This is a genomic window from Pantoea sp. RIT-PI-b (assembly GCF_001187905.1).
Classification (GTDB): Bacteria; Pseudomonadota; Gammaproteobacteria; order Enterobacterales; family Enterobacteriaceae; genus Pantoea; species Pantoea nemavictus.
Genome location: NZ_LGIS01000033.1, coordinates 49,184 through 70,823, shown reverse-complemented (window position 1 = coordinate 70,823; position 21,640 = coordinate 49,184). Strand labels below are relative to the sequence as shown.

The following is a 21,640-nucleotide window of genomic DNA, read 5'->3' as shown; positions in this document are numbered from 1 at the left end:
ACCTCAGTTCCGAAAATTAAATGATTAACTCGCAAGCTGTAGTAAGAAGATACTGTCAGCGAATGAGAACATTCTGACTGCTTTTAAGGAATGAGATCGACAAGACCAGTCTTGGTTTTGTGCGCAAATGATGAACAGCTAATCAAGATAAAGCCGCGAATGGACCTGATCCATCCGCGGAATTTCGATAAGGAATTGTCTGGTTATACGTTGCGTGTTACGCCACCATCTACGCGAATATTCTGAGCGGTAATGTAGGCCGCGCCCGGCGAGGCGAGGAAAGCAATGGTCGCCGCCACTTCTGCAGACGTACCGTAGCGCTGCAATGGCACGCTATCGCGGCGTTCATCGGTTTTCGGCAGGCTGTCTATCCAGCCAGGCAGCACGTTGTTGATACGAATATTATCGGCCGCGTAGGTGTCAGCGAAGATTTTAGTGAACGAGGCTAAACCAGCGCGGAACACCGCGGAGGTCGGGAACATATCGGTGGGCTCAAAGGTCCACGCTGATGAGATGTTTATAATGCTGCCGCCGCCTTGTTTCTGCATGATTGGCGTCACCAGTCGCGTGGCGCGCACCACATTTAAAAAATACGTTTCCATGCCGAGCTGCCACTGCTCATCACTCAGCTCCAGAATCGGTGCGCGTGGACCGTGTCCGGCGCTGTTAACCAGCACATCGATACGGCCCCAGCGTGCCAGCGTGTGTTCCACAAGCTTGTGCAGATCGTCTACCGATTGGTTAGAGCCCGTTACGCCCAACCCACCCAGCCGTTCTGCCAGCGCTTCGCCTTTACCGGACGAAGAGAGAATCGCCACTTTATAGCCTTCACTTGCCAGCTTTTCGGCAGCTGCCGCCCCCATACCGCTGCCGCCAGCGACAATCACTGCAACTTTTTCTACTGTCATAATCCGCTATCCTCTCAATTAAAAATCGATTTAAGCCAGTATAAAAGGTAATTTCAGCCACAGAGAGTCAGTTTGATTGTCACTTGACGATAGGAAAACTACAGGATGAGCCACGGATTTAGCCAGCTTCCGCCGTTGAATGCGTTAAAGGTATTCGAAGCCGTCACGCGTCATCTTAATTTCCGTCTGGCGGCGGAAGAGCTAGGCGTGACACAAGGCGCGGTCGCGCAGCAAATTCGTGGGCTGGAAGCCAGCCTGGGTCTGAAACTGTTTGAGCGATTGCCGCGCAGTCTGGCGTTGACGGGTGCGGGTGCAGGTTATGCGGTCAGTATTCGCCAGGCATTTGAGCTGATTGATGAGGCCACGCGGACATTACGTCCGGAGCCAAATCGCTTAACCCTGAGCGTGACGCCCACCTTTGCCAGCCGCTGGATGCTGCCGCGCCTGCCGGGTTTTACCGCCGCCTGGCCAGATATCGATTTGCGCGTGCTGGCCTCGGAACGGCTGGTTCAGTTTCATCATGAAGGCGTTGATTTAGCGGTACGCTATGGTCGCCCGCCGTTCGGCGCCGGCCTCGATGCTACATTGCTATTTAGCCAAACGGTGCTGGCGGTGGTAAGCCCCACCTTACTGGCCGAGCTGGGCGATCCGGCCGAGAGTCAGAACTTCCAGCGCTACGCTCTGGTGCATGATGGGCATCACCTGTGGCCGGCATTTCTCGCGTTTATCTTTCCCAGCCTGTCGCTGCAACACGCGCATCATCTCCGTTTCAATCAAACCGCGCTGGCGCTTGAGGCAGCAATCGGCGGACAAGGTATGGCGCTCACTAGCCCACATTTTGTTCAGAACGATTTGGCGAGCGGGCGATTGGTGGCGGCTTTTAGCAGACAAATGGCTCTGGATGCGGGTTGGTATCTGGTATGGCCAAAGCGTCCGCGTGAGCAAGCGACGGTGAAAGCGGTGCGCGACTGGCTATTAGCCCAGGTTAACGGCTGATATTTGTTCAATAACGAAATCAGTAAAACTGATGATCCGCCGTGGATCATGAATGTTATAACTGCTTAATGATGCAGACATGGGCTTTTATCCTGCTTGCGCAGTGGATTAGCAAAATATCGCGCAAATTCAGCAAGTAACCAAAAATATTGCGCGTTGCATTCTGCTGGATGCTGTGAATAAATACGGAATCAATTTTAATAAAAATGCCATAAAGGCCAGGCTCGCGCCTGAGAAAAATCTTCGCAAATATGACCGATCATAAAGATGTTTTAGCCAGGAACATCAGCGCCAAAAGCGAAAGCATGCAAGCGCATCTCATCGCCATTCGCCGTGACATTCACGCGCACCCAGAGCTGGGTTTCGACACCGTGCGCACCGCTCACATCGTTGAGCAGGAGCTGTTACGCCTTGGACTGACGCCAAAAACTGGCGTCGGCAGAACCGGCGTCATGGTGGATATTGTTGGCGCGCATCCCGGCAAAACCGTGCTGTTACGCGCCGATATGGATGCCTTGCCGATTCACGAACAAACGGGCCTGCCCTTCAGCAGCCAATATCCCGGTAAAATGCACGCCTGCGGCCACGATATTCACACCGCCACCATGCTGGGTGTCGCGGCGATTGTGCCGCACTACCGCGAGCAGCTGCATGGCACCTTACGTTTGATTTTCCAGCCTGCGGAAGAGACGCCCGATAGCGGTGCTGAAGCGATGATCGCCGACGGCGCGGCAGAAGGTGTTGACCTTGCCATCACGCTACACAACAAACCGGAACTGGCCGCCGGTGAAATTGGTCTGACGCGCGGTGCCAGCACCGCTTCCAGCGACGAGTTTGATGTGGTGGTGCACGGTAAATCTACCCACGCCGCCCGGCCGCACATGGGCACCGATCCCATCATTGCGGCGGTGAATCTGGTCAGCCAGCTGCAAACCATTATTTCGCGCGAACTTGATCCCGCTAATTCGGCGGTGCTGACCATTGGTCACATTCATGGTGGCACCACTCACAACATCATTTCCGACAGCTGTCTGCTTCAGGGAACAGTGCGCGCTAAATCTCCTGCCGCACGTGCGCATATTGAAGAAGCGTTTAAACGTATCTGCGCCGGCGTGGCGCTGTCGCTGAACGTGCGCGTTGAGGTCAATTATCAACGTGGCGTGCCGCCGTTGATGAATGATGATGCGTTGATTGATGCGCTGGAACCGATTTTGTCGCACCAGTTTGGTAAAGCCATTGTTGCTAAACCGAGCGCCAGCTTTGGGGCCGAAGATTTCTCCCTGTTTACCGAGCGTGCGCCAGGCTGCCAGATCCACATTGGATCCGGCGCTCCGGGACGCGACGACCATCTGCACAACTCGGATTATCAACCCGACGAGCGCAGTATCCATGCCGGCACGCAGGCGCTAGCCCGTTTAGCCATTGATTTACTCTCTTAAAAATAACCAACTCTGAGGTCTTATGATGATGCGTAAAGGACTGTTTACCGCTTCTGTTGGCATGCTGCTGCTTGCCTCTTCCGCTCTGGTACAGGCTAAAGATTTTGGTACGCTGAAATTCGCTACTGAAGCGGCTTATCCCCCGTTTAACCAATCGACGCCAAGCGGCAAAATCGTTGGTTATGAACCGGATATGGTGGCTGAAATCGCCAAACGTGCCGGTTTCAAATATGAAATCGTGGCGCAGAAATGGTCCGGTATGATTCCAGGTTTGGTTGACGGCAAATATGACGCGGTGATAGATGCGGTGACCGTGACGCCAAAGCGTGAAGAAGTGGTGGATTTCTCGCGCCAATACACCGTGAGTATTTCGGGATTCGTCACCCTGAAGGGCAGCGCGGTGGATACGCTGCCGGGTAATGGCGAAGTGGTGCTGGCGGATGACGAAGCCGGCATGACCAAATCTATTGATGCGCTAAAAGCGAAATTCAAAGGCAAAACCATCGCGGTGCAGGTTGCCACCATTCAGGCTGACTTCCTGAATAAATACCTGGCCGACGTGGCGACGATTCGCACCTATCAGGCCGGTCCGGAAACCTTCGCTGACCTGCTGAACGGGCGCGTTGATGCGGTCATGGCGTCTCGTACTAACCTCAACGCTTACGTTAAAAAACATGCGGATACCGTGAACAGCACTGGCTATGGTTTCTCGGGCGGCGTGCTCGGCCAGGGCTCGGCGATTGCGATTCAGAAAAACAATCCTGAGCTGAAAGCGGCGCTGGATAGCGCGTTAAATTCGATGATCCAAGATGGCACGCTGAAGCTGCTGTCTGAAAAATGGTTCGGCGAAAACGTCGCACCTAAAGAGTAATTCCAGGCGCTTATGGCTATTGATTGGCAAATTTTAGGTTTTGGTGACGAAGGTTGGGGCGGCGTGTTGCTTAACGCCGCCACGGTGACCGTCACCGTTTCGTTATGTGCGTGGCTGCTCGGGGCAATCCTCGGCAGCCTATTGTGCTGGATGCAGATTGGCGGTGCGCGCTGGCAACAGCGCCTCGCCAACGGCTACATCACGCTATTTCGTGGCGTGCCGGAGCTGCTGGTGATCTATCTGTTCTATTTTGGTGGTCGTCAGATGGTGTCGTTTGTGGGAGAAAGCCTTGGCCTGCAAGGCCCGTTCGATGTAAACGGCTTTGTCGCCGGCGCGATCGCCATCGGCCTGATCTCTGGCGCCTATCAAAGTAGCGTGTTCCGTGGGGCATTTTACGCGATTCCGAAAGGGACGCTGGAAGCCGCCACGGTGACCGGGATGGGACGTCTGATGCTGTTCCGCCGCATGATTGTGCCGCAGGCATTGAAAACCGCGCTGCCGGGCATGGGCAATCAGTGGCAATCGGTGATCAAGGAGTCGGCGCTGGTTTCAGTGACCGGTTTGGTGGAAACCATGAACCAGATCTCCACTGCTTCGAACTCCACGCAGATGCCGTTTTTCTTCTACAGCGTTGGCGCGGTGATCTATCTGATCATCACCACCTGTTCCGATTTTGTTTTCCGCTATGTGGAAAAAGTGGCCATGCGCGGGCAACAACGCGCGCGGTTGTAAGGAGCCACGATGGACGTCACTTTCCTGCAGCACACCTTAGCTGCTTTACTGCGCGGCCTGCCGCTGACGCTCAACCTGGCGCTACTGTCGCTATTGGGCGGTGGCGTATTGGCGCTGCTGCTGAATTTGCTGCGGCAGCATCGGCTTGGCAGTTATGTCACGCGTTTCTACGTTTGGGTATTTCGCGGCACGCCGCTGCTAATACAGATCTTCATGATCTATTACGGCCTTGGCAGCTTGCCGGCGGTGCGCGAAAGCGTGCTGTGGCCGCTGCTGCGCGATCCGTACTGGTGCGGTTTGATTGCGCTAGTGCTTAACGATGCGGCCTATACCTCGGAGATATTGCGCGGCGGCCTCAATGCGGTGAGCGTGCAGTCGCTGGAAGCGGCCAAAGTGAGCGGCATGTCGCGCTTTACTGTACTCCGGCGCATCACGCTGCCGCTGGCGGTGCGTCAGGCGCTGCCGGCTTACAGCAATGAAATTATCTCGATGATCAAATCAACCTCGCTGGTGAGCACCATCAGCCTGATGGAGATGACCGGCATTGCCGACTCGATCGTCTCTGAGACGTTCCGCGCGCTGGAGGTGTTTATCAGCGCGGCAATTATCTATCTGCTACTGACCGTGCTGGTGAGTAAAGCGGTGGCGCTGCTGGAGCGCCGTTTGTCCCCTTATCACGTTGGAGCACGTCCATGAGTAAACCCACTATTGCCCTGAGCCATCTCAGAAAAAGTTATAGCGGGCACGAAGTGCTGCACGACATCAGCCTGACGGCGCAGGATGGCGACGTGATTTCGCTGATTGGTGCCAGCGGTTCAGGCAAAAGTACCCTGTTGCGCTGCATTCCGTTTTTGGAAGTACCGCAGGGCGGCGAAATTGTGGTGGGCGACGAAGTGGTCACTATCGATAATCCCGATGAGAAGCTCAGCCGCGAACAGCAGCGTCGTATCAAGTTGATGCGCATGCAGCTGGGTTTTGTCTTCCAGAGCTTCAACCTATGGCCACACAAAACGGTATTGCAGAACATCATCGAAGCGCCGGTACATGTGCAAAAGCGCAGCAGTAAAGAGGCGATAGAAGAGGCTGAGGCGCTGCTGCATAAGGTAGGTTTGTACGAAAAGCGCAATGCCTGGCCGTCGCAACTTTCTGGTGGCCAGCAGCAACGCGTCGCGATTGCTCGAGCGCTGGCGCAACAGCCGAAAGCGATTCTGTTCGATGAGCCAACGTCGGCGCTGGATCCTGAGCTGGTAGGTGAAGTGCTGCGCGTGATTCGTAGCCTGGCCGAAGAGGGGCGCACCATGATTATTGTGACGCATGAAATGGGCTTCGCGCGCGATGTGTCGAACAAAGCGGTGTTCCTGCATCAGGGCAAGATTGAGGAAGCCGGTTCGCCGCAGCAGGTATTTAGCGATCCCATCTCCCCGCGCTGCCGCGCATTTGTAAGCAGTCACTTACAGCGCAACAGTTAACCTGCCGATAACTCCCCTTTGCACCAGCTTTCAACTGAGCTGGTGCTCTTTTCCGCAACTGACAAGCCTCACCCCTCTCAATTCAATAATAATTAGCGAAATTGAATTATTTATTCGAGTAAAAGTATCGCTTGTATTAAATCAACGTGATTTAAAAAAATTACATTGAGATTAATCTTAGGTGTACTTCCAGCGTCAATCAATGATTTAACCTAGGAAGCAAGAATTTTCCTATAAAAATCAGATGAAAATCATCGCTCCGCTTTATTGCCTTCCAAATTATTCAGTTATATATTCACGCGGTAACACACAGGGGAAGTGTGCCTACGCGTGCTTTCCACGCCATTTTTACAAGGAGTAAACATGAGCAACTCTTATCAGAATGAAATCCCTAAAGCCCGTATAAATTTGAAGCTCGACCTGCACACCGGTGGCGCAGCCAAAAAAACCGAGCTGCCGCTTAAGCTGCTGGTGACCGGCGATTTCAGTAACGGCGCAGAAGATCGCCCGCTGTCTGAACGCGAAAAAATCAACGTTAACAAAAACAACTTCAACAGCGTGCTGGCCGATATCGCGCCTGCCGTCTCCTTTGCCGTGCCGAATACGCTGGCCGGCGACGGCAGCGAAGAGAACGTGGCGCTTAACTTCCGCGACATGAAAGACTTTGAGCCGGAGCAGGTTGCGCGCCAAATCCCCCAGCTGCGCGCCATGCTGGCGATGCGCAATCTGCTGCGCGACCTCAAATCCAACCTGCTCGATAACGTCACCTTCCGCAAGGAGCTGGAAGTTATCCTGAAAGATCCCGCCCTCAGCGACGAACTGCGCAGCGAACTGTCTGCGTTAGCCACCGATCAAGCCTAAACATCCCCGTAACGGACTATTGAGAGAGAATGCTGATGTCAGTTCAGAATGAAACCCATGCCAATGGCGCAACCACCGTGTTGGATCGCCCTGCGGCGGGCGGCGTCTATGCGTCGCTGTTTGAAAAAATTAACCTCAATCCGGTGTCAGAATTGAGTGACCTGAATGTCTGGCAGGACAACCAGGCGATGTCGGATGCCACCGCTGACGAGCGCGTCACCGCGGCGATGCAGGTTTTCCTGACGCGTCTGAAAATCAGCGGCGCGAAAGTGGAAAAGCTGGATAAAAACCTGCTGGATCATCACATCGCCGAGCTGGATCGCCAGATTAGCCGTCAGCTGGACGCGGTAATGCACCACGACGAATTCCAGAAGGTGGAATCGGCGTGGCGCGGCCTGAAGTCGCTGGTGGATAAAACTGACTTCCGCCAGAACGTGAAAATCGAAGTGCTGGACGTGTCGAAAGACGATTTGCGTCAGGACTTTGAAGACGCGCCGGAAATTATCCAGAGCGGCCTTTACCTGCAAACTTATGTTGCGGAATACGACACGCCGGGCGGTGAGCCGATTGGTGCGGTGATCTCTGCTTACGAGTTCGATGCCTCGGCGCAGGACGTGGCGCTGCTGCGTAACCTGTCCAAAGTCGCCGCTTCGGCGCACATGCCGTTTATCGGTTCGGTTGGCCCGCAGTTCTTCCTGAAAGATTCGATGGAAGAGGTGGCGGCGATCAAAGACATCGGCAACTACTTTGACCGCGCTGAATACATCAAGTGGAAATCATTCCGCGACACCGACGACTCACGCTACATCGGCCTGACCATGCCGCGCGTGCTTGGTCGTCTGCCGTACGGCCCGGACACCGTGCCGGTGCGCAGCTTCAACTACGTTGAAGAGGTGAAAGGCCCGGACCACGACAAATATCTGTGGACCAACGCCTCGTTCGCTTTTGCTGCCAATATGGTGCAGAGCTTCATCAGCAACGGCTGGTGCGTGCAAATTCGCGGCCCGCAAGCGGGCGGTGCGGTGCAGGATCTGCCGATCCATCTCTACGATCTCGGCACCGGCAACCAGGTGAAAATCCCGTCTGAGGTGATGATCCCGGAAACCCGTGAGTTTGAGTTCGCCAACCTCGGCTTCATCCCGCTTTCTTACTACAAGAACCGCGATTACGCCTGCTTCTTCTCGGCTAACTCGACGCAGAAACCGGCGCTGTACGATACCGCGGATGCCACCGCAAACAGCCGCATCAATGCGCGTCTGCCGTATATCTTCCTGCTGTCGCGCATCGCGCATTACCTGAAGCTGATCCAGCGCGAAAACATCGGCACCACCAAGGATCGCCGCCTGCTGGAGCTGGAGCTGAACACCTGGGTGCGCACGCTGGTGACCGAGATGACCGATCCCGGCGATGAGCTGCAGTCTTCACATCCGCTGCGCGATGCCAAAGTGCTGGTGGAAGATATCGAAGACAACCCGGGCTTCTTCCGCGTCAAGCTGTTCGCCATTCCGCACTTCCAGGTGGAAGGCATGGACGTGAACCTGTCGCTGGTTTCTCAGATGCCAAAAGCTAAAGCGTAAGGCGGAACTCAGGGATGAAAACAGAACAACCACTTTGGGGCCGGGGCACCATGATTTCGCCCCAGCACTTTCAGCAGCAGTCCGCCTGGCAGGCGTGGCAAAGCGAGTGCATTGCGCGCATGGGGCTTAATCAGCCGTGGGGCGTATTTCAGGTTGAGTTTGAGCCGGAAGCGCTGAAGCTTGGCCGGCTTAAGCCGCGCCATCTGCATCTGCGCTTTCGCGACGGCACGCTGGTGGATACGCACAACGCCGATCCGCTGCCACCGACGCTGACGCTTGAGGCGGAGCAGAAGGAAGTGACGGTTGTTCTGGCGCTGCCGCAGCTCTATGCCAACGGCGGCAACTGCCTGCAGGAGAGCGACGTGGCCGAGCGCCCGGTGCGATTCCGCCAGCGCTGGCGCGATATCCGCAACCTGTTCGGGGATGACATCCGGCAGGTTGCGGTATTGCATCCTGAACTGACGCTGCGTTATGCACATCAGGACAATAGCGACTGGCTGACCTGTGCGGTGGCGCGTCTGCAGCAGGATGCGCAGGGCAGCTGGGCGCTGGACAGCCAGTTCCTGCCGCCGCTGCTGACCCTGCAATCCAGCCCGTGGCTGATGACGGCACTTGAACAACTGGTGACGCAGCTGCGTGCACGGCTGGTGCGTCTGATGGCGATGCGCCGCGAAAGCAACCAGCGCATGGCCGATTTCGCCGTCGCTGACGTGTCGCTGTTCTGGCTGCTCAACGCGCTCAACAGTGCCGAACCGCTGCTGGCTGATTTTCTGCGCCATCCGCAAAGCCCGCCGGAACGGCTTTATCCGGAGCTGGCAAGGCTGGCGGGCAGTTTGCTGACGTTCTCGCTGGAGCATCAGGTGAGCGCTATCCCGGCTTACCACCATGACAATTTGAATGAGGTGTTCCCGCCGCTGTTCAGCCTGCTCGGCACGCTGCTGGAGGCGAGTCTGCCTTCGCGCATGGTGGCGATAGAGATGACTCACGATCGCCGGCTGCGCCAGTGGCAGGCACGTCTCAACGATCCACGCCTGCGCGAGGAAGCGGATTTCTACCTGTCGGTGCGCTCGCCGCTGCCGGTGGCTCAACTTCAAGAGCAGTTCCCGCGCCAGTGCAAAGTGGGCAGTCCGGATAACGTAACAGCGCTGGTCAACAGCTCACAGCTGGGTATTCCACTGAAACCGCTCAGCCACGTGCCGGCCGCCATTCCGCTGCGACTGGAGAACCAGTATTTCTCACTGGATCTGTCGCATCCGGCGGCACGCGCCATGCTCGAGAGCGCCAGCTGCATGTTTTATGTCCCCGGCACGCTGGGTGACCCGGAACTGGAACTCTTCGCGGTGCTGAGATCATGAGTGCTGAAGCAAAAAATATCGATATTGATGCGCTGCTGCAAAACACCTGGCTGCAGGTGATCAGCCTGCGACACGGCCCGGAATTTGCCGACGGTGAAGGGCTGGCGCTGTGGCAGCGCTGCGTCGCTGATGCGGAGCGGGTGCAGCTGGGGCTGCGTGACGCGGGCGTCAGCCGCGAGAGCTGTCAGGACATTCTGCTGGCGCAGTGCGCACTGCTGGATGAGGCGGTGAAAGGGCGCGGCGTGCAGGATGATGCCTGCCTGCAGTGGTATCACATGCCGCTGCAGGGCCATTTTTTGCAAACCATGGACGCGGGTGAAACACTGTGCGATCGCATGCAGCAGGTTCTCGCACAGCCGGAAGCCGACGAGAGGGTGCTGACCTGCTTTCATCGCGTGATGATGCTGGGATTTCTTGGCGGTTATGTGTCTGCTGATACGCCCGCACGCCAGCAACTGATGAGCGCGCTGACTAAACGCGTCCCCCCTTTCATGCGAGCGGCGGATGCGCCGTTGTTATCGCTGGCAAGCGGTGGGCTGCGCGCGGGCTGGCTCAGTAGCTGGCCCGCACGTCTTGGCCTGACCGCGCTGCTGCTGGCCGCGCTATGGTGGGGACTGAATCACTGGCTCGATCACCTCATCACGACGCTGCTGCCCGGAGTTAAAGGATGAAGCCGCTGCTTCCCCGCCTGCTGGTGCTCTGGATCTGGCTGCTTGCAGCGGTGTTGTGCACGCAGTTTCTAAGCTTTGCGCGCAGCAGCGATTTTCTCGTGCTGCTGGCGATACTGCTGGTTGCTGGCACGGTAACGTTCAGAGTGCTGCGCCGCCGCAGGCAGGTAGTGAGTCAGGAATGGACTGATTTACCCGATGCAGCTTATCGGCAGCCGGTGGTGCTGTGCTGCGATGCAAGTGGCCTGTCGGACGAGGAAGCGGTACGCGTGCTGCCGCAGGGTTGTTTTATTCGCGTGAAAGACAGCAGCGAACTGCAACACAGCGTGCGCCAGCTGCTGCAGCAACGCCCTGACTGGGGCCGCCAGATTTCCATCTGCCTCATTATCAGTCCACAGCAACAGCAGGACAGCGCAGTGCTGGAAAATGCGCTGTTTGCTCTGCGCTGGCAAATCGCGCTGCTGCGCCGTGAAACCCGCCAGTCCCTGCCGCTACTGCTTAATGTCGGTGTTGCCGGCGAGACGACGCAGTGTGCTGCACCGCTTTGGCAGGTGCAGCTGGCGGGAAACAGCCCACAAATCTGGCTGGATGACGCCGCGCCGCGTGGCACCAGCGAATGGCTGCAGTCGGGTGGCAGCGTGGCGATGCAGCAGCAGGTCCTGCTCAACTCGCTGGATGCGTGGACGCGCCAGCATGTGCTGCGCGTGCTGTCGGAGGCACACAGTGATGTCGCCGCCGTGATACCCGCCGCATATGTGTTGCAGCTGCAACCCGCTACACCTGGCACTGGCAATGACTCTCTGTGGTGCGCCTGGCTGTGGCAGCACACCACCATCCGCAGCGCCGGTGCCGCAGCGAATACAGCCGTCATCCTGCCTGACTTTATCCTTCCGCTGCTTCCAGAAGGCCGTGGCGTGACGCCAGTCATCCGTGCGTTGCACAGGGCGATCACGGCCTTCGCCGTTGCCGCTGTCATTGCACTCTGTGCGGTGGCCTGGAATAACCAGTCGCTGATCCGGCGCATTGTATTCGACCTCGAACACTACCACCGCATTGCTGTGACGGATTACGCGCCGAAGCTTGCTGCTGTGCAGGTGCTGCGCGAGGACGCCAGCCAGCTTGATAACTATGCGCGTCAGGGCGTGCCGCTGCGCCTGGGGCTGGGACTGTATCAGGGCGGTCATCTGCGTCTGCCGGTGCTGCACGCTATCAGTTCATGGGTTCCTGAACCTAAGCCTGAACCTAAACCGGCACCGAAGCCCAAACCGCAGCCGACGCTGGTGCGTCTGGATGCGATGTCGCTGTTCGATTCCGGCAAATCCGATCTGAAAACGGACTCGACCAAAGTGATGGTGAACGCGCTGGTCAACATCAAAGCGCGCGCGGGCTGGCTGATTGTGGTCGCGGGTTATACCGACGATACCGGCAATCCGGCGCTGAATCAGCGTCTGTCGCTGAAGCGCGCGGAAGCGGTACGCGACTGGATGCGTGATACCGGTGATGTGGATGAAAGCTGTTTCGCGGTGCAGGGCTTTGGCCAGAGTCGCCCAATGGCGTCCAACGATACCACCGAAGGCCGCGCGGCCAACCGGCGCGTTGAAATCAGTCTGGTGCCGCAGGCCGACGCCTGCCAGGCAGCGGACGCAATCCCTCCGTCATCACAGGATGGTGACGGCAATCATGAAGAAAAGGAGTAACAACATGGCAATTCCGGTTTATCTGTGGCTGAAGGACGACGGCGGTGCGGACATCAAGGGATCGGTGGACGTGCAGGACCGTGAGGGCAGCATTGAGGTGGTGGCGCAACAGCACAACCTGTACATCCCGACCGACAACAACACCGGCAAGCTGACCGGCACGCGCATTCACACGCCGTTCCTGTTCACCAAGGAAATCGACTCATCCAGCCCGTATCTCTATAAAGCGGTCACCACCGGCCAGACGCTGAAGTCGGCGGAGTTCAAATGGTACCGCATCAGCGATGCCGGTCAGGAAGTGGAGTACTTCAACACTAAGCTGGAGAACGTGAAGGTGGTGAAGGTCAATCCGATCATGCATGACGTCAAAGACCCGTCGAAAGAGAAGCACAACCATCTGGAGCAGATTGAGCTGCGCTACGAAAAAATCACCTGGACCTATAAAGACGGCAACATTATTCACTCGGATTCGTGGAACGAACGCGCCACCGCCTGATTACGCGTCATATTTCGCGCCGCAGGTGCGTTGGCTGCGCTCGCGCACCCCGGTCACTTACTTATGTAAGCTCCCGGGGCTGCACTCGCTTGCCGCCTTCCTGCGACACGAACTATTTAGCGTAATCCCTCCGCCGGGCGGAGATTTTTACACCCGCCGGATCGTAGGGTCGCCATTTATGGCGACCTTAATACCCACCACGCCAGATGCCTGGTGATTTCATCTTCGACGGGTGAAACCACAAGTCATTTCCACATCAGACCTGCTGACCTTATGCGCTTCGGTTCACGGCGAGGGGCGGTAGCGTGCCCCCAACCAGGAGAACTTTGCTATGGATAGTCAGTCAGCCGCCTTGCTGCGTCGTCTTAACCCGTTCTGTGCGCAGGCGCTGGAGGCTGCCGCGTCGCTGTGCCAGACCCGCGCACACACCGAAATCCAGCCGGAACACTGGCTGCTCAAACTACTGGAGCAGGGCGAGGGTGACATCACCGTCATCGCGCGACGCTACGAGTGGGATATGGACACCATTTGGCAGGATTTACTGGTGTTTCTCGACCGTCAGCCGCGCGCGGTTCGCGGGCGTCCGCTGCTCTCCGCTTCGCTCGAAGCATTGCTGAAGCAGGCGTGGCTGATGGCGTCGGCTTCCGATAACGCCCCACAAATCCGCAGCATCCATCTGCTGATGGCGCTGGCCGAACAGCCGTCGCTGGTGCGCTGCGAAGGGCTGTGGCCGCTGCTCAGTCTACGCATGAGCCAGCTTGAGCGTTTACAGCCGATGCTGGAAGCGCAGTCCGATGAGCGTGCGGAAGCGGAACAGCTGGAGATGCCCGTCAGCAGCCTCGAACAAACCGCGGCACGTGAAACCGAAACCCCAATCACCGAAGCCCTTGCACGCTTCACCCGCGACGTCACCGCTGACGCGCGCAGCGGCAAAATCGACCCGGTATTTGGCCGCGACAACGAAATCCGCCAGATGGTCGATATCCTGTCGCGTCGCCGCAAAAACAACCCGATTCTGGTCGGCGAGCCGGGCGTGGGTAAAACCGCGCTGGTGGAAGGGCTGGCGCTGCGCATTGTTGAAGGTAACGTGCCGGACAGCCTCAAGCCGGTCAGCGTGCATACGCTGGATCTCGGTATGCTGCAGGCCGGCGCGGGGGTGAAGGGCGAGTTCGAGCAGCGCCTGAAAAACATCATCACCGAGGTGCAGAGCGCACCGCATCCTGTGCTGCTGTTTATCGACGAGGCGCACACCATCATCGGCGCGGGCAATGCAGCGGGCGGCGCGGACGCGGCCAACCTGCTGAAGCCGGCGCTGGCGCGCGGCGAGCTGCGTACCATCGCGGCCACCACCTGGAGCGAATACAAACAGTATTTCGAGAAGGACGCCGCGCTGGAGCGCCGTTTCCAGATGGTCAAAGTTGATGAGCCGGACGACGACACCGCGTGCCTGATGCTGCGCGGACTCAAATCCCGCTACGCCGAACATCACGGCGTGCACATCACCGATGCGGCGGTGCGCGCCGCCGTCACGCTGTCGCGCCGCTACCTCACCGGACGCCAGCTGCCGGACAAGGCGGTTGACCTTCTCGACACCGCCGCCGCGCGCGTGCGCATGAGCCAGGACACCACGCCGGAGGCCATTACCCGCTTAAGGGCGAAACTTGATGCGCTGAACATTGAGCAGCGCGCCATCCTTGACGATGAAGCGCTCGGCGGCGCCATCCCGCAGGAGCGGCTTGCCGAAATCGTCGCCCTGATTACGGTAACCGATGAAGAGCTGGAGGTGCTGGAGCAGCGCTACGGCATTGTGCAGTCGCTGATGCAGCAGCTGCTGGAAGGGCGCAAAGACGCCAGCCAGCGCAGCGCCATCGCACAGCTCCAGACCGACCTCGACGCGCTGCAGCCCGGCGAGCCGCTGCTGACCGCTGACGTCGACGCGCGCATCGTGGCGGGCGTGATTGCCGACTGGACCGGCGTACCGCTCTCTTCATTAATGAAGGACGAGCAGGCGGAGCTGCTGACGCTGGAAAGCCTGCTCGCCACGCGTGTGGTCGGTCAGGACGCCGCACTCAGCGCCATCGCCCAGCGCCTGCGCGCCGCCAAAACCGGCCTCACTTCGGAAAACGGCCCGCAGGGCGTGTTCCTGCTGGTCGGCACCAGCGGCACCGGCAAAACCGAAACCGCGCTGGCGCTGGCCGATTTGCTGTACGGCGGCGAGAAGTCGTTAATCACCATCAACCTCAGCGAATACCAGGAAGCGCACACCGTTTCCCAGCTGAAAGGCTCGCCGCCGGGCTACGTTGGCTACGGCCAGGGCGGCATCCTCACCGAAGCGGTGCGCAAGCGCCCGTACAGCGTGGTGCTGCTCGACGAAGTGGAAAAAGCGCACCGCGACGTCATCAACCTGTTTTATCAGGTGTTTGACCGTGGCTTTATGCGCGACGGCGAAGGGCGCGAAATCGACTTCCGCAACACGGTAATCCTAATGACCTCGAACCTCGGCAGCGACCATCTGATGCAACTGCTGGACGAAACGCCGGACGCCACCGAATCCGACCTGCAGGAGTGCCTGCGCCCGATACTGCGCGACCACTTCCAGCCCGCGCTGCTGGCGCGCTTCCAGACGGTGATTTACCGTCCGCTGGCGCGCGACGCAATGCGCATCATCGTGGAAATGAAGCTGAAGCAGGTCAGCCAGCGGCTGCAACGCCATTATGGCATCCGCACCACCATCGGCGAAGGTCTGTACGACATGCTCACCGACGCCTGCCTCCTACCAGACACCGGCGCGCGCAACGTCGACAGCCTGCTCAATCAGCAAATCCTGCCGGTGCTGAGCCAGATGATTTTGCAGCGCCGCGCCAGCGGCACCTTAAGCGACAGCCTGACGCTGGACACCAGTGAAGAAGGCGATGTGACCTTTACGTTCTGAGTGAACGACGGTTTTCTGTACGCGGCAACAAAAGGATTTCACCATGACAGATACGGCCATTATCACCTTCAGCCACAGCCATCATCTGCTGAAGGTCACCGACAGCACATCACCGCTGGACGTGCTGAGCTTCGAAGGCACGGAGGCACTGAGCGCGCCGTTCAGCTGGAACATCATCTTCACCAGCACTGACAAGCACATCAGCCGCGAAGCGATGCTGCGGAAACCGGCGTCGCTGACGCTGCTGCCTTCCTCGCAGAGCCTTAGCGAGCTGCTGCACAAAGCCGCGCCGCTACGCGTGGTGCAGGGCGTGGTCACCGGCTTTGATGCGCTCGGGGTCTCGGCCGACGAAGCGCGTTACGCCATCACGCTGCAGCCGCGGCTGGCGCTGCTTGCCCGCACCCGTCAGAACGCCATCTGGCAGGACATGTCGGTGCCGCAGATTGTCGAAGCCATCCTGCGCGCCCGCCACGGCATGCGCGGGCAGGACTTTGTATTTAACCTCAGCCGCGACTACCCGAAGCGCGAGCAGGTGATGCAGTTTGACGAGGACGACCTGCGCTTCATCTCGCGCCTGCTGGCGGAGGTCGGCATCTGGTTCCGCTTCACCACCGACACGCGCCTCAACATCGACGTGGTGGAGTTTTACGACGGCCCGCAAGGCTACGTGACCGGCCTGACGCTGCCCGCCGTGCCGCCGTCCGGCCTGCACGACAGCGGCGTAGAATCGGTGTGGGCGATGGAGAGCCGCTTCCGGGTGGTGGAGAAAACCGTTAGCACCCGCGACTACAACTACCGCGACGCCAGCGCCGACATGAACGCGCAGGCCGATGTCACCGGCGGCGACGACACCACTTACGGCGAAGCCTATCACTGGGCGGATAACTACCTGCAGGCGGGCGAGGTTTACAGCGCAACGCCTGCAACCGAAAGCGGCGCGTTCTACGCCCGGCTGCGCCACGAGCGCTATCTCAACGGGCAGGCGCAGCTGAGCGCCAAATCCAGCAGCGCGACGCTGATGCCCGGCGTGGTGTTGCGCGCCAGCGGCAGCAACGCGGCGGAGGTGTTTCGTAGCGGCGTGGTTATCACCTCGCTGGTCTGCCGCGCGGCGCGCGACAGCAGCATGGAAACCGCCTTCCGGGGCCTTCCGGCGGAAGGCCGCTACAGCTACCGACCGGAACCCGCACCGCACCCGGTGATGGCGGGCACCTTACCGGCGCGCATCACCAGCACCACCCCCAACGACCCCTACGGGCACATTGACCGCGACGGGCGCTATCGCGTCAATATGCTGTTTGACCGCGCGGGCTGGGAAAGCGGGCATGAAAGCCTGTGGGTGCGCCAGGCGCGCCCGTTTGCCGGCGACACCTATGGCCTGCACCTGCCGCTGCTGGCGGGCACCGAGGTGGCGATTGGCTTCGAGCACGGCAACCCGGACCGCCCGTACATCGCCGGGGTGCTGCACGACTCATCGCGCGCCGACCACGTCACCATCCGCAACTACAAGCGCAACGTGCTGCGCACGCCAGCCAACAACAAGCTGCGCCTCGATGACACGCGCGGCCAGGAGCACATCAAGCTCAGCACCGAGTACGGCGGCAAGAGCCAGCTGAATCTCGGACATCTGGTGGACGGCGAAGGCCAGGCTCGCGGCGAGGGCTTCGAGCTGCGCACCGACAGCTGGGGCGCCATCCGCGCCAGCAAAGGGCTGTTTATCAGCGCGGACGGGCAGGCAGGTGCGCGGGGTAAGCAGAAGGAGATGCAGCCGGTGCTGTCGCGTCTGTCCGCCGCGTTGGCTGAAATGCGGTCGCTGGCGGCCAGCGCGCAGCAGGCGCAGGCGCTGGCGGCGGACGTGGTGCGTCAGCAGGCGCTGCTGCAGAAAAAGATAGAAGACATGCAGCAGGAGGTGCTGGTGGGGAGCGCGCCGCAGGGCGTGGCGCTGGTGAGCGGCGGGGATATGCAGCTGTCGGCGCAGGATAACCTGATACTGACTGCCGCAAAGCAGATGGACCTCGGCGCGCAGAAGGACCTTACCGTGGCGGCAGGCAAACAAATCAGCCTGTACAGCCGCGGGGGCGCGAAGCTGTTCACTTCCCGGGGCGATATCGACGTGCAGGCGCAGGGCGGAAACGTGACGACCTGGTCAACGGAGGACACGCATATTTCGAGCGGCAGGAAGCTGGTCGTGACGGCGCAGGATGAGCTGACGCTGATTTGCGGCGGCGGTTATATAAAGCTGAAAGGCGGCCACGTGGAGATTGGCGGACCGGGCAAGCTGCTGGTTAAAAACGCGGGCATCAGTAAGGCGGGTACGGCGAATATGCAGAGCGTAATGAAGTCGTTTGAGCCATCAACATTTGATGAAAAGTTTGTTATCAGAAATGCGCTAACAAAAGAACCTATACCTGGTAAGGCGTACAAAATCACTATGCCAAATGGTTCTGTCGTTTCCGGTATTACAGATGCTTCTGGAGCAACATCACTCAATTCATCTGATGTTATCGACAATATGATTATCAGCTTGGTTAAGGCAAATTAATATGAGATGGAATCAGTCAGATAGAAAAGTCCTCACAATTATAGCCATTATTGGTGTGCTCCTGTATGCCCTGTATAAGGGGCTTCAGTTTTTAGCCGGTGTATCAATGGGGGCCAGTTTTGGGGTAGGGCTGGGTGGGATGAGTGGTGCTCAAGAGGTTGAAGAGTCACGAAAAGTTGAAACGGATGCTCCGGCTCAAATTATTTATCGCATAGATAATAATCGATACCTGACGTTAGAGAATTATATATCCTGTGATAAGGGGGGGCAAGTTTACTACAATGACACGCGACGGGGAATAAAAACGCACCTTGGATGGGATGTCGATTTAAATGACTTCTCATATCGTCTTGGGAATAGCATGGCAGCATATCAGGGTATCATTGTTAATGGCGCGGATAATGGGTATCTGGCATTTCCTGGAGCATCCACCGATCAGTATTGTGGTAGCGGAAGGTCAGAGCGAGGTTGTCCTGTATTTTTCTTCTTTTCAGCAGATTATGGCAAAACCTTTATATATAAAATCGTAGCTGAGGATTACAGCACACCGGAACGTTTTAGTCAGCTTAAAGTTGTAGTGGCTAATGATGGGGTTTACTTAAGGGATGAGTCTGAGAAAGTACCAATTTATAATGATGGATATACTGATGGTCTTTTTAGTGTGAATAAAATTCGATTTGATAGCAATAGTAGTAAGTTAATAAATGTATTTGATGATATGGATAATGAAGTAGAAAAACGGATAAAAAACGAAGTATCTCGAATGAAAATACCATACGCTAAAGATTATAATTCGCGCTTTGATATATTTGACTATGCAAGGAAATCTATTCCACCTAAATCGCATAACGAGGCTAATAGAATGGCATATGAGTTGTCTGATATAGCTATTAAAATGAAAAGAGATGTTTATAAAAATAGAATTGAGTTTCCTCAGTTATCTAATGAAAGTAGTGATGGTACTTATCAATGTAATAATGAAATTAGAGCCAAAACTATAACCTATACATCAAAAAGTGGCAAAAGGGAGGTGGTTAATAATGAGCAATAGCAAAGAGCCTATTCGTGAGCTTGAGTGTAAGTTAGATGACAATGGGCATCCTTCCTGGATCTCATTTCCTTCACATAAGAATTGTCAGGTTAGAGCTGGGTGTAATTTGCCTCCTCATTTACCAGGGATTATTATATTAGTCCATGGGGTTAATTCAACGGGGGAATGGTTTGAGAACGCTGAAGAAAACCTATGTTCGGGCTTAAACAAACGGCTTGGTCTTGAAAAACCATACCTTTTGATTAAAAATAAATACAAAAGCGATTCTGAAGTTTTAACAACACCATTAGTTGAAAGAGATGAGCCAAACACAAAAGAATCAAATTCTCCAGTGATTAGATTCTATTGGGGGTATTCCTCACCTAAAGATAATGAAGATAAATATGTTATACCTTTAGCCAATAAGGAAGGTATTGATTATCATCAGCTAAAAAGGCAAGGTGTGTCTCATGAAAATATTCTGGCTCAGGGACCATTTTTTTGGGGCGGCGGACCGTTCCAGAACGGTACAAATAATCTACACTCACTCTGGAGTGATAAAGGATTTAAAGAGAGTGTTGCAGGCTTTAAAGTTCAATGGGCTAACGAAGATAAAGATCGCCTTTTAACCAATGCACCACCGCGAAAATACTATGCCCATGCAGCTAAACGTCTTGCCGATCTGATTGATAGCATTCGTAATAAGTATCCCAAAGATACGGTTACCATTATCTCGCATAGTCAGGGAACGATGGTGGCAATGGCTGCGGTCGCGATTGCTGGGCAAGCACCTGATGCACTGTTTGTACTTAATTCCCCTTATGCACTGGATCACAACGATCTCAATGGTGCCTCGCTTCCTGCTGAAGAGTGTATTTCTCCTGAGGGGCGGCAGAGCACATTATCTGCGATCGTTGACAAGGTTGCTTCCAGAAAGAATCACCTGTCATCGCTTGGCTATGAGGGGCTTTGCGTAGGTCAGACTGCAGATAAAAAGAGTTGGCGACCTGATGTCTCTCTTGCTGGTGAAAATAGCGCCAGTCTTGCCGAACGTGATAATCATGGGCGTACATATATCTATTTTTGTCCTCATGACCGTGTTATGGGGTCACGCCCGCTACGCTCAATTGGCTGGCAGGGATTACCCAATAATTCTCAGGGACAGATTCATCCTCTGCTGAAAAAGCATCAGGGAAATTTATTTCAGCGGATGCTGGCTCGCAGTAGTCCATGTGGTGAAGCTCCAAATCCCGTTACGCCTTTTGCAAAACTGCCGGATGGAAAACCTTTCTGGGATGATAAAGGCGACAAATATCAAAGCAGTAATTTCACCTATCCGGAGCCTCCAGAATGGCAAACGGTTTTTATTAATGCCGAAAAGGTACCTGAACCTATTGATGCTGCAAAATTAGCTGGTTTTGATGTATCACGCGTTGGAGCAGAGCATGACCAAGAGCAAAAAGATGGGTGGGGTGAAACAAAAAAAGGGGCAGTTTATAAAAACGACAATACCTATGATAATTACATCAATCTATATCCCAATCAGGATATTGTGATTGGATTTAAAAATGTGGGAACTGAATCTGAGCCCCGAATGGTACCTGTGACCCGTAAGGAAACATTTGAAGAAAAAGATCTTCGCTTAAGATCTTATGTCTCCCAGCCAACTGATCATAGCACTTTGCCAATGAACGCAGACTTCATGTCTCAAGTAGTGGCGTATGATTTACCTATTGGGTATTGCGATGCTACCTGGGATAAGGCATTTATGGCCGATTTACGGCGAAAAGCGGATTGGGTACAGGGTGAGGATCCTTATCTTTTCAGTGGAATGCCCGACAAAGTGCCTGAACCCGATTTAATTAGCAGAGATACTGTTATAGATGATTTTAATAGAAATCAAATGAAGTTACCGGCCTATAGATCCGTAAATAAAGCATAGATAATAATAATTGAATAATACGCGGTTGTTATGGGGGATTCTACTCCTCATGGCAGAAAAGTTACATCTGTATTACCTACTACGACTTGGAATAAGAGTTTCATGATAAATTTTCGGGATAGGGCTAA

At 56.1% G+C, this 21,640-nt stretch carries 17 protein-coding genes; 16 read left to right on the top strand and 1 reads right to left on the bottom strand.

Annotated features, from left to right (window positions below; all coding sequences use genetic code 11):
* Positions 1 to 203: 203 nt before the first annotated feature.
* A complete protein-coding gene (locus AC790_RS21325; protein WP_049853095.1) occupies positions 204 to 908 on the bottom strand; it encodes an SDR family oxidoreductase in 705 nt (234 codons plus the stop codon).
* Between the two features lie 105 nt (positions 909 to 1,013).
* Between AC790_RS21325 and AC790_RS21320 the strand changes: the two genes are divergently transcribed.
* The 16 genes from AC790_RS21320 (at position 1,014) to AC790_RS21245 (ending at position 21,512) form a co-directional block, all read left to right on the top strand.
* On the top strand, positions 1,014 to 1,904 hold the full coding sequence (locus AC790_RS21320; protein ID WP_049853094.1) for a LysR substrate-binding domain-containing protein: 891 nt from the start codon (positions 1,014 to 1,016) through the stop codon (positions 1,902 to 1,904).
* A gap of 251 nt (positions 1,905 to 2,155) precedes the next feature.
* Complete coding sequence (locus AC790_RS21315; RefSeq protein ID WP_049853093.1) at positions 2,156 to 3,343, top strand: M20 family metallopeptidase; 1,188 nt, start codon at positions 2,156 to 2,158, stop codon at positions 3,341 to 3,343.
* Positions 3,344 to 3,365: 22 nt separating this feature from the next.
* On the top strand, positions 3,366 to 4,214 hold the full coding sequence (locus tag AC790_RS21310; RefSeq protein ID WP_200902279.1) for a transporter substrate-binding domain-containing protein: 849 nt from the start codon (positions 3,366 to 3,368) through the stop codon (positions 4,212 to 4,214).
* A 12-nt stretch (positions 4,215 to 4,226) separates the two neighbouring features.
* Positions 4,227 to 4,946: an ABC transporter permease gene (locus AC790_RS21305; protein WP_049853091.1), complete on the top strand. Its 720-nt coding sequence runs from the start codon at positions 4,227 to 4,229 to the stop codon at positions 4,944 to 4,946.
* A gap of 9 nt (positions 4,947 to 4,955) precedes the next feature.
* A complete protein-coding gene (locus tag AC790_RS21300) occupies positions 4,956 to 5,642 on the top strand; it encodes an ABC transporter permease (protein ID WP_049853090.1) in 687 nt (228 codons plus the stop codon).
* Complete coding sequence (locus AC790_RS21295; protein ID WP_049853089.1) at positions 5,639 to 6,415, top strand: ABC transporter ATP-binding protein; 777 nt, start codon at positions 5,639 to 5,641, stop codon at positions 6,413 to 6,415. Before AC790_RS21300 ends, AC790_RS21295 begins: the two co-directional genes overlap by 4 nt.
* Before the next feature lie 363 nt (positions 6,416 to 6,778).
* Positions 6,779 to 7,276 carry a type VI secretion system contractile sheath small subunit gene (gene tssB / locus AC790_RS21290; RefSeq protein ID WP_049853088.1) on the top strand — a complete coding sequence of 166 codons (498 nt, stop codon included), beginning with the start codon at positions 6,779 to 6,781 and terminating at the stop codon, positions 7,274 to 7,276.
* Between the two features lie 29 nt (positions 7,277 to 7,305).
* On the top strand, positions 7,306 to 8,853 hold the full coding sequence (gene tssC, locus AC790_RS21285) for a type VI secretion system contractile sheath large subunit (protein ID WP_049853087.1): 1,548 nt from the start codon (positions 7,306 to 7,308) through the stop codon (positions 8,851 to 8,853).
* Between the two features lie 14 nt (positions 8,854 to 8,867).
* On the top strand, positions 8,868 to 10,208 hold the full coding sequence (gene tssK, locus AC790_RS21280; protein ID WP_049853086.1) for a type VI secretion system baseplate subunit TssK: 1,341 nt from the start codon (positions 8,868 to 8,870) through the stop codon (positions 10,206 to 10,208).
* On the top strand, positions 10,205 to 10,879 hold the full coding sequence (gene tssL / locus AC790_RS21275) for a type VI secretion system protein TssL, short form (RefSeq protein WP_049853085.1): 675 nt from the start codon (positions 10,205 to 10,207) through the stop codon (positions 10,877 to 10,879). The genes tssK and tssL overlap by 4 nt, the downstream gene beginning before the upstream one ends.
* Entirely contained in the window at positions 10,876 to 12,573 is a 1,698-nt protein-coding gene (locus AC790_RS21270; RefSeq protein ID WP_049853084.1) for an OmpA family protein, read from the top strand. The genes tssL and AC790_RS21270 overlap by 4 nt, the downstream gene beginning before the upstream one ends.
* 4 nt (positions 12,574 to 12,577) lie before the next feature.
* The gene (gene hcp, locus AC790_RS21265) at positions 12,578 to 13,069 is read left to right on the top strand and encodes a type VI secretion system effector Hcp (protein ID WP_049853083.1); all 492 of its coding nucleotides are present in this window, start codon (positions 12,578 to 12,580) and stop codon (positions 13,067 to 13,069) included.
* A gap of 331 nt (positions 13,070 to 13,400) precedes the next feature.
* Positions 13,401 to 16,001 (top strand): type VI secretion system ATPase TssH, encoded by a 2,601-nt coding sequence (tssH, locus tag AC790_RS21260; RefSeq protein WP_049853082.1) that lies wholly within the window; start codon positions 13,401 to 13,403, stop codon positions 15,999 to 16,001.
* A 43-nt stretch (positions 16,002 to 16,044) separates the two neighbouring features.
* Complete coding sequence (locus tag AC790_RS21255; RefSeq protein ID WP_049853081.1) at positions 16,045 to 18,540, top strand: type VI secretion system Vgr family protein; 2,496 nt, start codon at positions 16,045 to 16,047, stop codon at positions 18,538 to 18,540.
* A 1-nt stretch (position 18,541) separates the two neighbouring features.
* Positions 18,542 to 19,591 carry a hypothetical protein gene (locus tag AC790_RS21250; RefSeq protein WP_049853080.1) on the top strand — a complete coding sequence of 350 codons (1,050 nt, stop codon included), beginning with the start codon at positions 18,542 to 18,544 and terminating at the stop codon, positions 19,589 to 19,591.
* Positions 19,581 to 21,512, top strand: a complete 1,932-nt coding sequence (locus tag AC790_RS21245) for a DUF3274 domain-containing protein (RefSeq protein ID WP_049853079.1) — start codon at positions 19,581 to 19,583, stop codon at positions 21,510 to 21,512. The genes AC790_RS21250 and AC790_RS21245 overlap by 11 nt, the downstream gene beginning before the upstream one ends.
* Positions 21,513 to 21,640 lie beyond the last annotated feature (128 nt).